At 35.0% G+C, this 13,164-nt stretch carries 13 protein-coding genes; 11 read left to right on the top strand and 2 right to left on the bottom strand.

Annotated features, from left to right (window positions below; all coding sequences use genetic code 11):
• Positions 1–88 precede the first annotated feature (88 nt).
• The gene (locus tag ACP7AQ_RS01915) at positions 89–961 is read right to left on the bottom strand and encodes a helix-turn-helix domain-containing protein (protein ID WP_426062531.1); all 873 of its coding nucleotides are present in this window, start codon (positions 959–961) and stop codon (positions 89–91) included.
• A gap of 228 nt (positions 962–1,189) precedes the next feature.
• Between ACP7AQ_RS01915 and hemA the strand changes: the two genes are divergently transcribed.
• The 11 genes from hemA to ACP7AQ_RS01860 all read left to right on the top strand — a co-directional run bounded on the left by hemA (position 1,190) and on the right by ACP7AQ_RS01860 (position 12,386).
• The gene (gene hemA / locus ACP7AQ_RS01910) at positions 1,190–2,446 is read left to right on the top strand and encodes a glutamyl-tRNA reductase (RefSeq protein WP_426094173.1); all 1,257 of its coding nucleotides are present in this window, start codon (positions 1,190–1,192) and stop codon (positions 2,444–2,446) included.
• Positions 2,443–3,363, top strand: coding sequence for a hydroxymethylbilane synthase (gene hemC / locus ACP7AQ_RS01905; protein ID WP_426094297.1), 921 nt, complete (start codon positions 2,443–2,445; stop codon positions 3,361–3,363). The genes hemA and hemC overlap by 4 nt, the downstream gene beginning before the upstream one ends.
• Positions 3,363–4,046 carry a uroporphyrinogen-III synthase gene (locus ACP7AQ_RS01900; protein WP_426090521.1) on the top strand — a complete coding sequence of 228 codons (684 nt, stop codon included), beginning with the start codon at positions 3,363–3,365 and terminating at the stop codon, positions 4,044–4,046. Before hemC ends, ACP7AQ_RS01900 begins: the two co-directional genes overlap by 1 nt.
• A gap of 22 nt (positions 4,047–4,068) precedes the next feature.
• The gene (gene hemE / locus ACP7AQ_RS01895) at positions 4,069–5,094 is read left to right on the top strand and encodes a uroporphyrinogen decarboxylase (protein ID WP_426094172.1); all 1,026 of its coding nucleotides are present in this window, start codon (positions 4,069–4,071) and stop codon (positions 5,092–5,094) included.
• 53 nt (positions 5,095–5,147) lie between these two features.
• Positions 5,148–6,809, top strand: coding sequence for an ATP-binding protein (locus ACP7AQ_RS01890; RefSeq protein ID WP_426090519.1), 1,662 nt, complete (start codon positions 5,148–5,150; stop codon positions 6,807–6,809).
• A gap of 82 nt (positions 6,810–6,891) precedes the next feature.
• Positions 6,892–7,794, top strand: coding sequence for an oxygen-dependent coproporphyrinogen oxidase (gene hemF, locus ACP7AQ_RS01885; protein WP_426094171.1), 903 nt, complete (start codon positions 6,892–6,894; stop codon positions 7,792–7,794).
• 110 nt (positions 7,795–7,904) lie between these two features.
• Positions 7,905–8,897, top strand: coding sequence for a porphobilinogen synthase (hemB, locus tag ACP7AQ_RS01880; RefSeq protein WP_426094170.1), 993 nt, complete (start codon positions 7,905–7,907; stop codon positions 8,895–8,897).
• A gap of 2 nt (positions 8,898–8,899) precedes the next feature.
• A complete protein-coding gene (locus ACP7AQ_RS01875; RefSeq protein WP_426094169.1) occupies positions 8,900–9,334 on the top strand; it encodes a c-type cytochrome in 435 nt (144 codons plus the stop codon).
• Positions 9,335–9,549: 215 nt separating this feature from the next.
• Complete coding sequence (locus ACP7AQ_RS01870) at positions 9,550–10,020, top strand: methylated-DNA--[protein]-cysteine S-methyltransferase (RefSeq protein WP_426094168.1); 471 nt, start codon at positions 9,550–9,552, stop codon at positions 10,018–10,020.
• An 81-nt stretch (positions 10,021–10,101) separates the two neighbouring features.
• Positions 10,102–10,815, top strand: a complete 714-nt coding sequence (locus ACP7AQ_RS01865; RefSeq protein WP_426090513.1) for a 3'-5' exonuclease — start codon at positions 10,102–10,104, stop codon at positions 10,813–10,815.
• A gap of 131 nt (positions 10,816–10,946) precedes the next feature.
• Positions 10,947–12,386 carry a nucleoside recognition domain-containing protein gene (locus ACP7AQ_RS01860; protein WP_426094167.1) on the top strand — a complete coding sequence of 480 codons (1,440 nt, stop codon included), beginning with the start codon at positions 10,947–10,949 and terminating at the stop codon, positions 12,384–12,386.
• A gap of 117 nt (positions 12,387–12,503) precedes the next feature.
• Here the strand turns inward: ACP7AQ_RS01860 and ACP7AQ_RS01855 are convergent, their stop codons facing one another.
• The gene (locus ACP7AQ_RS01855) at positions 12,504–13,163 is read right to left on the bottom strand and encodes a CoA transferase subunit B (protein ID WP_426090511.1); all 660 of its coding nucleotides are present in this window, start codon (positions 13,161–13,163) and stop codon (positions 12,504–12,506) included.
• Between the last annotated feature and the right edge of the window lies 1 nt (position 13,164).

The following is a 13,164-nucleotide window of genomic DNA, read 5'->3' as shown; positions in this document are numbered from 1 at the left end:
TTGGTACAAAAGTAATTAAACTTACTTTTTTATAAATTGCGATTAACTATTTTTTATTTATTGTTTAATATAAGAAATCAATGCCAAATTACATATTTGGGTTGATTGACATCAAATATTTCTTTGGTGTGGTGGCAAATTTCTTTTTGAAGGCCGCTATAAAATGACTTCCGGTGCTGTAGCCAATTTTTAATCCTACTTCATTTACATTATAGGAACCGCTGTCGAGTAGTTTTCGAGCAAAATCCATTTTGTAGTCAAATAGAAAACCATAAACGGTATCGCCATAAATTTGTTTGAAACCCATTTTTAGTTTCTTTAAATTCAAACCTATTTCATCGGCTAATTCTTGTAATCCAGGCGGTTCGGCCATATTGGCAATTATGATTTCTTTGGCTTTTTTGATTTTTATTACATTGTCTTCGTCTATCAAAAACGGACATTGTTCTGCGTTTGGATCTTCGGTTCTATTGAAATACAAACTCAATAATTCATATCCTTTTCCTTTGTAATACAAGTTTTTAATGGACGGGTGCAAATTATAATGAAACAATTGCGAAAGTACAATTGCCATCGAAGGACTTACATTTCCTTCATCGTAATATTTTTTGTCTTTGTTATCAGCACTTAGAAAGGTAATATAATCCGCTTCGGTTGAAAATAAAGCATGAAATTTTTTGATCGAAATAATTACTGATATCACCCACGAATTTGGTGCTAGTTCCAGGTTTAAAGGCAATTCTTTTTGTGGATTGTACAATAACAATGATTTTTCTTCCTTTAACTCTAACGCATAGTTTCCTTGATTAAAAATGAATTTTGCATTTCCTTTTAATCCAAAATGAAACTGAATCAATCCGCTGCTTACTTCGCGTTGTGCTTGAAATACATCGGTTCCGTCGTTCTGAAAGCGAATTAAGGTAAAATCATCTTCAATTTTTATTATTTCTTGAGAACTCATAGCGATGTTTTTTTAATACAAAAATGATAATTATCAGGTTGGTTTATTTAGAAACACTCTAAATAATGCGCTAAAAAAGACCTGTTTGTTGTACAAAAATAAGGGTTTTTATAATTAAATAACGATTTAAATTTAAAAAATCATGCAGCGATACAAAAAGTACTTCTAGCGTTACTTTTATAAATACTATAGTTATAATTTTGTTCCACTTTCTGGAAAAGTGCACATATGGAAAATAATAACAAATTAAAGCATCATTATTTTTACTCCGTTGGATTGAGTTATAAAAAGGCAGATGCTGAGATCAGAGGTAAATTCAGTTTAGATGCTACTGCAAAAAACCGTTTACTCGAACAAGCTAAGACTGATGGAATAGAAAGTTTAATCGTAACTTCTACCTGCAACCGAACGGAAATTTATGGTTTTGCAGAGCATCCTTTTCAATTAATAAAACTGATTTGTGAAAACAGTCAGGGCTCTGTTGAAGAATTTCAAAAAGTAGGTTTTGTCTATAAAAATCAAGAAGCCATAAGCCACATGTTTCGTGTGGGAACGGGTTTAGATAGTCAGATACTTGGTGATTTTGAAATTATTGCCCAAATAAGGAATTCGTTTTCACAGTCAAAATCGTTGGGGTTAGCCAATGCTTTTATGGAACGACTAGTGAATGCCGTGATTCAGGCAAGTAAAAAGATAAAAACAGACACTGAAATTAGTTCTGGAGCGACATCGGTTTCTTTTGCTGCGGTTCGTTACATAATCAACAATGTGCAAGACATTAGAAACAAAAATATTCTATTGTTTGGTACTGGGAAAATTGGTAGAAATACGTGTGAAAATTTGGTAAAACATACTAAAAACGAACACATCACGCTTATCAACAGAACCAAAGAAAAAGCAGAGAAACTAGCCGGAAAATTGAATTTAATTGTAAAAGATTATTCGGAACTGCATTTAGAACTACAAAAAGCAGATGTTGTTGTCGTAGCAACCGGCGCACAAAATCCAACGATTGACAAAGCGATTCTGAATTTGAAAAAACCATTGCTGATTTTGGATTTATCCATTCCGAAAAATGTAAATGAGGATGTAGAAGAGATCGAGGGTGTTACGCTGATTCACATGGATTATCTGTCACAACTGACGGATGAGACTTTAGAAAACAGGAAAAAACACATTCCCGCAGCAGAAGCAATTATTGAAGAAATAAAAGAAGAATTTATTATGTGGACCAAAGGCAGAAAATTTGCGCCCACAATCAATGCTTTAAAAGCAAAATTGAATGCGATCAAAACATCTGAATTGGATTTTCAAAGCAGGAAAATTTCAAATTTTAATGAAGAGCAAGCGGAAATAATCAGTAACAGAATTATCCAGAAAATAACGACACACTTTGCTAATCATTTGAAAGACGACGATACCATGGTGGACGAAAGTATAGAATGGATTGAAAAAGTTTTTAAAATTGGAGCCACCGCAAGATAATGAATAAAACAATACGCATAGGAACCCGCGATAGTGAACTCGCGCTTTGGCAAGCACATAACGTCGAAAAAAGACTGAACGATTTAGGCTATAAAACCGAAATTATAGCAGTAAAATCACAAGGAGATATCATTCTTGACAAACCACTTTACGAATTAGGAATTGTAGGAATTTTTACAAAAACGCTCGATATCGCAATGATACATGGCGATGTCGATATTGCGGTGCATTCTATGAAAGATGTCCCTACGGCTTTACCAATAGGGATTGTTCAGGCAGCAGTTTTGGAAAGAGCTAGCACGTTGGATATTTTGGTATATAAGGGAAGCCTTGATTTTCTCAATGAACAAGGAACAATTGCCACCGGAAGTTTGCGTCGTCAGGCACAATGGCTGAGTAAATACCCGACTCATAAAGTAGTTGATTTACGCGGAAACGTCAATACTAGAATGCGGAAATTGCAGCAAAGTGATTGGAACGGAGCCGTTTTTGCAGCAGCAGGATTAGAAAGAATCAACTTAAAACCTTCCAATTATATTGATTTGGATTGGATGATTCCGGCGCCGGCTCAAGGCGCAATGCTAGTTGTTGCAATGGCAAATGACGATTTTTGCCGAGAAGCAGTTTCGGAATTGAATGACATAGATACCGAAGTGTGTACACACATTGAAAGACAGTTCTTAAAAACACTCGAAGGAGGTTGTACGGCACCAATTGGCGCTTTAGCAGTTTTTGTAGAAGATGATATTTTGTTTAAAGGCGTTTTGTTTTCTATTGATGGAAAACAAAAAATCGAAATCGAAAAAATTGTTCCGATGCAAGAATGGAAGAAATTAGGGTTTTATGCTGCTCAGGAAATTCTGAACAATGGCGGAACAAAATTGATGTCAGAAATTAAAAATAATTTGAATAAATAATGAGCCAAACAAGCATTTTATCCACTAAAACATTGTCGGCAGAACAAAGGCAAGTATTTCTTGATGCGAATTTTGACCTTTTAGAACAAGATTTTATCGAAATAAAAAACAACCTTTTTGAACTGAGTACAATCAACAACAATTTAATTTTTAGTAGCCAAAATGCTGTTTTAAGTTTGATTGAACAAAACGGTTGGGAAGTCTTAAAGACCAAACCTGTTTTTTGTGTCGGTATTAAAACCAAGGAATTACTTGAATTGCATGGCTTTACAGTTGATGTTTATTTGGATTACGCCTCTGAATTAGCCGAAATAATCACTTTAATTTACAATAAGGAAAGCTATACTTTCTTAAGTGGAAATTTGCGTAAAGAAACGTTGCCTGAAGCATTAAAAAGTGCCGGAATAACTTTTAATGAAATCGAAGTGTATCAAACAACACTTTCGCCTTTTAAAATATCAGACCAAGAAAATTTTGACGGAATTCTATTTTTTAGCCCTTCTGCCGTTGAAAGTTATTTGACAAATAATAAAATCAAGAATGAAGTTTGTTTCTGCGTAGGCACCACTACAGCATCAGCATTAGAAACAAAGAAAATTAAAAACATAGTAATTGCTGAAACGCCGACTATTGAAGAGGTGATTTTGGAAGTTATTGAATATTATACAACGGAAAGCATCTAGCAATCCGCTAAAATTTAAATACATGATTAAGAACGACCTATTTTTAAGAGCATTAAAAGGAGAAACAGTACAACGTCCGCCAGTTTGGATGATGCGTCAAGCGGGAAGATATTTACCGGAATTCATCGCTTTGCGCGACAAATATGATTTTTTCACCCGTTGTCAAACGCCAGAATTAGCTGCCGAAATTACGGTTCAGCCAATACGTAGAATTGCTCCGGATGCGGCCATTTTGTTTTCGGATATTTTGGTAATTCCACAAGCTATGGGAATTGAAGTGTTGATGAAAGAAAACTTCGGTCCGTTTTTACCAAATCCAATTCGTACGATACAGGATGTGGAGAAAGTAATCGTACCGGATGTTAATGAAACATTAGGGTACGTTTTTGATGCTATCAAATTGACCAAAGAAATGTTGAATGATGAGGTGCCGTTAATTGGTTTTGCAGGTTCTCCTTGGACAATTATGTGTTACGCCGTGGAAGGAAAAGGTTCTAAAAGTTTTGATATGGCCAAAGGATTTTGTTTCCAACATCCAGAAGCAGCGCATGTTTTATTGCAAAAAATTACCGATACCACGATTTTATATTTAAAAGAAAAAGTAAAAGCAGGAGTAAACGCTGTACAAATTTTTGACTCTTGGGGTGGAATGTTATCTCCAGTGGATTATCAGGAATTCTCCTGGAAATACATCAACCAAATTATTGAAGCCTTGGCAGATGATGCGCCAGTAATTGTTTTCGGAAAAGGATGTTGGTTTGCATTGGGTGAAATGGGGAAAAGTAGAGCATCAGCACTTGGTGTAGACTGGACGTGTTCTCCACGAAATGCAAGATACCTTTCCGGAGGGAAAATTACGTTGCAAGGAAATTTTGATCCATCCAGATTGTTGTCACCAATTCCTGTCATCAAGAAAATGGTACATGAAATGATTGACGAATTCGGAAAAGACAAATACATCGTAAATTTAGGTCACGGAATTTTACCAAATATTCCTGTGGATCATGCCAAAGCTTTTATTGATGCGGTGAAGGAGTATAAATCATAATTACTAAGAAATGTATTAATATCCTATATTTGTAATTAATACAAATACTAAAAATGACTGAAAAAGAATTAGAAGATTACTTAAAAACAAACTATCCAACCGAAAATGAAAAATGCGAGTGGAAAGAATTTAAGTCGTTAAAGAATTCTATTTCAGGAGATGGTGGTGGTGATGTCATCTCTTATATTTCTGCGATTGCAAATATGCAAGGAGGGAGTTTAGTAATTGGGATTCAAGATCAATTACATGCTATAATAGGTATTCAAGAATTTGCAGGTTATACAATAGAGAATATTAGATTTAGAATTAACGGAAACATCACGAATTTAAACGTTGATAAATTTAGTGTTCAAGAGTTTACTACATCTGACACTAACAAAGTAGTTTGGATTTTCCATATTCCGAAACATCAATTTAGATTGCCGGTTTACGCTCATAAAAAAACTTGGCAACGTATTGATGATAATTTGGTCGAAATGACCAAAGCAAGATTGGATGCAATTCTCGAACAAGTTCAGGTTAACGAAGATTGGTCTAAAGGCATTATTCCAGAAGCATCTTTAGAAGATTTAGATTTAGAGGCTATGAAAAAAGCTAGAATTGAATTTAAAAAAAGAAATCCTAAATATTCTGATGAAATTGACAATTGGAATGATTTGGATTTTTTAAATAAAGCAAAACTTACGATTAAAGGAAAGATAACTAGAACAGCTCTAATTCTTTTAGGAAAAGATGAATCAGAACATTATTTAGGTTCTTCTGTAAAAATCAGATGGAATCTAAAAACGATTGATAATCAAGATAAAGATTTTGAAATATTTTCTATTCCATTCATATTATCAGTGGATGAAGTTTATAAAAAGATTAGAAATTTAAAATACCGTTACTTACGTGATGGGACATTATTTCCAGACGAAGTGCTGCGATACGAGCCATTTATTATAAGAGAATCTTTAAATAATGCTATTGCCCATCAGGATTATTCTAAAGGTGCAAGAATTAATGTTGTTGAATTTGAAGATGATCATTTAGTGTTTTCTAATTATGGTTCATTTTTACCAAAATCAGTTGAGGATGTGGTTTTGAATGATACGCCCGAAGAAGTGTATAGAAATCCCTTTTTAGTTGAAGCAATGAAAAATTTAGATATGATTGAAACTCAAGGTGGAGGTATTCGAAAAATATTTAACTTCCAAAAACAACGATTTTTTCCTTTGCCAAATTATAATTTTGAAGATAATAAAGTTAAGGTAACGATAACGGGTAAAATTTTAGATGAAAACTTTGCTAAAATTATTTTAAAAAATTCAAACTTAGGTTTAGATGAAATCATTTTGTTGGATAAAGTTCAAAAACACAAAGAAATTTCAGAAAATGAATTTAAACATCTAAAAAAATTAAAGTATATTGAAGGGAGCAGACTTAATTTTTACTTATCCTATCAAATTATCGAGTCTACAAATGATGAAAATTTACAAGCCGAATATTTAGCTAATCGTAGTTTTGATGATTCTCATTTTAAAGATATGATACTTGAATGTCTTAAAAAATGGGGAAAGACGAAACGTAATAAAATTGATAACTTAATTATTCCTAAATTATCAACTGTCCTCTCTGAAGAAAAGAAAAAAAATAAGGTTACTAATTATCTTTCTGCATTAAGAATGGAAGGTAAGATTATCAATACGGCAGGGTATTTTTGGGAAATTGTTTAAACACTTTTAAACACTTTTAAACACTTTTAAACACTTTTAAACACTTTTAAACACTTTTAAACACTTTTATATTGTTTTCAAAATGAAAGAACAATTTTACACCTACATACAAAACCTTCAAGATCAAATCTGTAAAGGATTGGAAGCAGTTGAAGGTCAAGCCAAATTCCGTGAAGACCTTTGGGACCGCGCCGAAGGCGGTGGCGGGAGAACCCGTGTAATCGAAAACGGCAAAGTTTTCGAAAAAGGCGGTGTTAATATTTCGGCAGTTCACGGGAAGTTACCCGAAGCCATGCAAAAAATGTTTAATGTGGGTGAAGCTGATTTTTTTGCCTGCGGATTAAGTTTGGTAATGCATCCAAAAAATCCAATGGTTCCTACGGTTCATGCAAACTGGCGTTATTTCGAAATGTACGATGATAACGCAAACGTGATTCAGCAATGGTTTGGTGGCGGACAGGATTTAACACCTTATTATTTGTTTGAAGAAGATGCAATCCATTTTCATCAAACCTGTAAAACTGCTTGCGACAAACACAACCCGGAATTTTATCTAAAATACAAAAAACAATGCGACGCTTATTTCTGGAATGCACATCGCCATGAAGCCCGAGGGATTGGCGGGTTGTTTTTCGATTATTGTAAAGAAACTCCAGAGATGAGTATGCAAGATTGGTTTAATTTCGTTTCAGAAGTGGGGAATAGTTTCCTTGACGCATACGTTCCAATTGTAGAAAAAAGAAAAAATTTACCTTTTACTCCACAACAAAGAACGTGGCAGGAAATTCGTCGCGGCCGTTATGTAGAGTTTAATTTGGTTCATGACAAAGGCACTTTATTTGGACTAAAGACCAATGGAAGAATCGAAAGTATTCTGATGAGTTTGCCACCCAATGTGCAATGGATCTATGACCATCATCCAGAAATTGGAAGTGCAGAAGAAAAATTAGTAAAAGTATTAGAAAATCCAAAAAATTGGATTTAAATAGTTGAACCATTAAGACATTAAGGAAAATTAAGTTTAAAACCTTAATGAATCTTAATTTCTTAATGGTTAAAAAAATAAATTAAAGTTTAACTTTAAACGGAAATAATATGTTCCCATTACACAGAGGCAGAAGATTAAGAACGAACGAATCAATCAGAAGTTTAGTTCGTGAAACCAGTTTAAGTCCATCAGATTTCATGTTTCCCATGTTTATCGCTGAAGGCGAAAATGTACAAGTAGAAATCGCATCCATGCCGGGTATATTTCGTCGTTCCATCGATTTGACAGTAAAAGAAATTCATGAATTATTCTCCTTAGGCATTCGTGCGGTCAATATTTATGTAAAAGTCAGTGAAAATTTAAAAGACAATACAGGACTGGAAGCTTGGAATCCAAACGGGTTGATGCAGAATGCCATTCGTGCCATCAAAGCCGCTTGTCCGGAAATGATTGTAATGCCAGATGTAGCTTTGGACCCGTATTCTATTTATGGACATGACGGAATTATTACAAACGGTGATGTAGAAAATGATGCAACAAATGATGCTTTAGTCAAAATGTCCGTTTCTCATGCGCAAGCCGGTGCCGATTTTGTAGCGCCATCGGATATGATGGACGGACGTGTATTGCGTTTGCGCGAAGGTCTGGACTCTGCCGGTTTTCACAATGTAGGAATCATGAGTTATTCGGCTAAATACGCTTCGGCATTTTACGGGCCGTTTCGTGATGCATTAGACAGTGCGCCTGTAGATGCAACTGAAATTCCAAAAGATAAGAAAACATACCAAATGGATTATGCCAATCGAATCGAAGCCATTAAAGAAGCATTGTGGGACGTGGAAGAAGGCGCTGATATGGTGATGGTAAAACCGGGAATTGCCTACTTAGATATCGTGCGCGAGGTCAAAAATGCGGTGAATGTTCCTGTGACAGTTTATCATGTTTCAGGGGAATACGCGATGATTAAAGCTGCTGCCGAAAGAGGTTGGCTAGATCACGATAAAATTATGATGGAACAATTAATGTGCATCAAACGTGCTGGAGCCAGTTTGATTTCGACTTACTTTGCCAAAGAAGCTGCTATACTTTTAAATAAATAATCATGAAATCGAAGATTCACGAATACCAGAAAATAAACATTAAAAATAGGAGTAAAAAAATTGTATTCTTATTAGCCGTTCTGAGTTTTGTTTCTTGTAAAAAAGAAGAAGTGAAAAAAGAACCTTTATACCCAACCACCACTGAAGAAGTTGTGCAAACGCCAGAGGAATTAGGACAGGAAATTTTCAAAGGAAAAGGAAATTGTGTGGCCTGTCATCAGGTTGACAAGAAAGTGATAGGGCCAAGTCTGCAGGATATTGCTAAAATTTATAAAGATAAAAACGCAAGTATCGTAACGTTTTTGAAAGGCGAAGGCGAACCTATTGTTGACCCAAGCCAATATGAAGTCATGAAAGCAAACTTCGTGATTACCAAAGCCATGTCTGATGACGAATTGAAAGCTTTAGAAGCGTATGTGTATTCAAGTTTGAAATAATACTGGCGTTTTTTAGGAGCTAATCCTGCTATCCGCTTTATCTTTATATTTTTAAAGAAAAAACATAAAGGATGCCGCTATTATCAGGGCTAAAACATAAGAACCATTCGTCTCTGCGAATGGTTTTTGTATGTTCAAAGCGTTTTAAATGCATTTATTTCTGAACTTTGTTACTTCTTTAGGAACAATGTGGGTAATTTTTTTATCTTTAAAATATGGAAACAGCATACATCAAAACCCCCTTAGGAATTGCCACAATCATAGGCGATGAAAATGGAATAGCCGTAATTTCAGTTGCTGATGAAGGCGAAATTTCAAATATAATTCCAACAATTTTGCAGGACGCCATTTCGCAACTTAATGATTATTTCGAAAGAAAAAGAAATGATTTCGATTTTAAATTAAATCCAAAAGGTACTGAATTTCAACAAAAAGTATGGAAATCGTTATTGGAAATTCCTTATGGAAAAACGAGAACATATCTTCAACAATCCAAAATTTTGGGTGATGTAAAAGCCATTCGAGCAGTGGCTTCCGCGAATGGAAAAAATCCATTATGGATTGTGGTTCCCTGTCATCGAGTAATTGGAACTGATGGTTCATTAACAGGATATGCAGGAGGTTTGTGGCGCAAAAAATGGTTATTGGAACACGAAAATCCTACTACACAACAAAGTCTTTTTTAGTTGTTTGTGAATAAATTTCTTATATTCGTTCAAGAAAATCCGTTCCAATCTGTAAAATCCGCGTCACCTGCGTGCCCTAAAATGATAGAAAAAATACACCTCAATAATATCCTATTTCTTGATATAGAAACCGTTCCGGAGGCGGAGGATTTCAATGCATTAGATTCTGAAATGAAAGATCTTTGGGAGCACAAAACTCAATACCAGCGCAAAGACGAATTCACGCCTGAGGATTTTTATGATCGAGCGGGAATTTGGGCCGAGTTTGGGAAAATCATTTGTATTTCCGTGGGTTATTTTACCATCAAAGGCGATATTCGAAATTTTAGGGTAACTTCTTTTTTTGGAGAAGAAAAGAAAATATTATTGGATTTCAATAATTTGCTGAACACTCATTTCAATCAGCCACAACACGTTTTGTGTGGTCACAATGCCAAGGAATTCGATATTCCTTTCCTTGCCAGACGGATGATTATTAACCAAATTGCTATTCCGAACAAGCTGAATTTATTTGGAAAAAAACCATGGGAAATTCCACATTTAGACACGTTAGAATTATGGAAATTTGGTGATTATAAACATTTTACTTCTTTAAAATTGTTGTGTAAAGTTCTCGGAATTCCTTCTCCAAAAGGCGATATCGATGGCAGTCAGGTTGGTCATGTTTTTTATGTGGATAAAGACATTGACCGCATTGTAACCTATTGTGAAAAAGACACTATTGCAGTAGCACAAATTTTCCTCCGATTGCGTAGAGAAGAATTGTTAATTGACGACGAGATCATTCATGTGTAAAAAATCAATGACAATTTTAATCTTAAAAATCAATAGTAGTGCATAACATCTACCTTTCTGTTTTATATTGACCTTGTCTTTTTGCTATCGTCATTGCAATTGATTGATTACATTTACAAAAAATATAGATTATGGTATTGAGTAGATTTTGGTTGGTCATTTTTATTTCAGCAATTGTATTTGTAGTGTTTAGTTTATTTTCTGGAGACAGTTATACAATTGACCACGTTTTGAACGGAAAGAAAGATGATCCAATTTTGGTGTCGGAGAAATTTGCCGAAGAACTTCCTGCTTTTATAAAAGACAGCATAAAGACAGCGCCAGAGCAAACCATGATTATCAACCGGGACACGCTAAATGCGGATACGACTTATGTTTTTAAGAATAAAACCGTAAAAATTTACAGCGGTGTTCAAAAATCAGATGGTTTATTGCCAACTTGTAAAAGTACTTTAATAGATTTAGTCCTTCCGCTGATGGCTTATTTGGCCTTTTTCTGCGGATTGATGGAACTTTTAATAATTTCTGGTGCTTCTGGAAAATTGGCGAAAGCATTGAGTCCTGTTTTTGTAAAAGTGTTTCCGAGTATTCCCAAAAACCATCCCTCGATTTCCTACATGACTTTAAATTTTGCCGCTAATTTTCTGGGGTTAGATTCTGCTGCAACTCCATTTGGTCTAAAAGCTATGGAAAGTTTACAAGAAATAAATCCAGAGAAAGACAAGGCCAGTGATGCGCAAATTATGTTTATGTGTTTGCATGCTTCGGGTCTAACTTTAATTGCTACGTCTATTATAGGATATCGTGCTGCGGCTAACGCAAGCAATCCTGCGGATGTGATGTTGCCTTGTATTATCACTTCGTTTATCGGTACTATCGCAGCCTTTTTAATTATAGGAATCAAACAAAGAATCAATTTCAAAAGTGCTTCTTTAGTGGTTGTATTGATGACATTAATAGCCGCAATTGTTGGTTTGTTGATGTATGTGAACCATTTGAATTTAATTGGAAAAAACTATTTCACTTCAAATCTTTCTGCTTTAATATTAATTGGAATTATTGCTTTTACGTTGATTTTTTCATTTATAAATGAAAAGAAATTTACAGAAGCATCTACTACCGTTTTTGAGACTTTTGTAGTAGGAGCCAACAATGGTGTAAAGACCGGAGTGACTATTTTTCCTTATGTTTTGGGAATGCTGGTTGCCATTTCTTTATTCAGAAACAGTGGTTTATTTGAAATTATCAGCAATTGGATTGCTTTCATTTTTTCAAATATGGGAGTTAGTAAGCAAATTACGGATGCTTTACCGGTCGCTTTACTTCGCCCCTTTAGTTCTGCCGGATCAAGAGGGTTTTTGATTGACTCGATGAACACTTTTGGTGCCGATTCCTTTACGGCTAGATTGAGTAGTATTTTTCAATGTAGCGCCGAAAGTACTTTTTATGTGATAGCCGTTTATTTTGGTTCCGTAAATATTAAAAACACGAGATATGCTTTAGGAACGATGCTTGTAGTCGATTTGATTTGTGTGATTACAGCAATTTTTGTGGCGACTTGGTTCTTTTAAAAACAAGAATTTTAAAATGATTTGATTTTTGGATGGAATCGCAAATCGGTGTATAAAAAAAACCACAATCTCTGTACTATTTGAGATTGTGGTTTTTTTGTGTTTTTAAAGTAAATGTTAATCTATTTCCATTTCTGGAACTTCTCCCTCGATTATTAAATTAGCTTCAGTGGAAGCGATGATATGATCTACGGTTACACCCGGCGCACGTTCCAAGAGTTTGAAACCTTGCGGGGTAACCTCTAAAACGGCTAATTCAGTAACTACTTTTTTAACGCAACCGACACCCGTTAATGGTAACGTACATTTTTCAAGTATTTTAGATTCTCCTGCTTTATTAACGTGCATCATGGCTACAATAATATTCTCGGCAGAAGCCACTAAATCCATAGCGCCTCCCATTCCTTTGACCATTTTACCAGGGATTTTCCAGTTGGCAATATCGCCGTTTTCGGCAACTTCCATTGCGCCAAGGATGGTTAGGTCAACATGTTGTCCACGAATCATTCCAAAACTAAATGCGGAGTCGAAGAAACTAGCTCCGGGCAAAGTGGTGATGGTTTGTTTTCCTGCGTTGATTAAATCAGCGTCTTCATCTCCTTCAAAAGGGAATGGACCCATACCGAGAATTCCGTTTTCACTTTGAAATTCAACGTCAATTCCTTCTGGAACATAATTTGCCACTAATGTTGGAATTCCGATTCCGAGATTCACGTAATAGTTGTGTTTTAATTCTTTTGCAATGCGTTTTGCAATTTGATTTTTATCTAAAGCCATA

This window comes from Flavobacterium sp. DSR2-3-3, assembly GCF_049896585.1.
Lineage (GTDB): Bacteria > Bacteroidota > Bacteroidia > Flavobacteriales > Flavobacteriaceae > Flavobacterium.
This window is presented reverse-complemented; position numbering and strand designations above follow the sequence as displayed.

Coding starts and splice junctions, on each gene's coding strand:
- ACP7AQ_RS01915 (WP_426062531.1), bottom strand. CDS start 961: ATGAGTTCTCAAGAAATAATAAAAATTGAAGATGATTTTACCTTAATT.
- hemA (WP_426094173.1), top strand. CDS start 1,190: ATGGAAAATAATAACAAATTAAAGCATCATTATTTTTACTCCGTTGGA.
- ACP7AQ_RS01900 (WP_426090521.1), top strand. CDS start 3,363: ATGAGCCAAACAAGCATTTTATCCACTAAAACATTGTCGGCAGAACAA.
- hemE (WP_426094172.1), top strand. CDS start 4,069: ATGATTAAGAACGACCTATTTTTAAGAGCATTAAAAGGAGAAACAGTA.
- ACP7AQ_RS01890 (WP_426090519.1), top strand. CDS start 5,148: ATGACTGAAAAAGAATTAGAAGATTACTTAAAAACAAACTATCCAACC.
- hemF (WP_426094171.1), top strand. CDS start 6,892: ATGAAAGAACAATTTTACACCTACATACAAAACCTTCAAGATCAAATC.
- hemB (WP_426094170.1), top strand. CDS start 7,905: ATGTTCCCATTACACAGAGGCAGAAGATTAAGAACGAACGAATCAATC.
- ACP7AQ_RS01875 (WP_426094169.1), top strand. CDS start 8,900: ATGAAATCGAAGATTCACGAATACCAGAAAATAAACATTAAAAATAGG.
- ACP7AQ_RS01870 (WP_426094168.1), top strand. CDS start 9,550: ATGGAAACAGCATACATCAAAACCCCCTTAGGAATTGCCACAATCATA.
- ACP7AQ_RS01865 (WP_426090513.1), top strand. CDS start 10,102: ATGATAGAAAAAATACACCTCAATAATATCCTATTTCTTGATATAGAA.
- ACP7AQ_RS01860 (WP_426094167.1), top strand. CDS start 10,947: ATGGTATTGAGTAGATTTTGGTTGGTCATTTTTATTTCAGCAATTGTA.
- ACP7AQ_RS01855 (WP_426090511.1), bottom strand. CDS start 13,163: ATGGCTTTAGATAAAAATCAAATTGCAAAACGCATTGCAAAAGAATTA.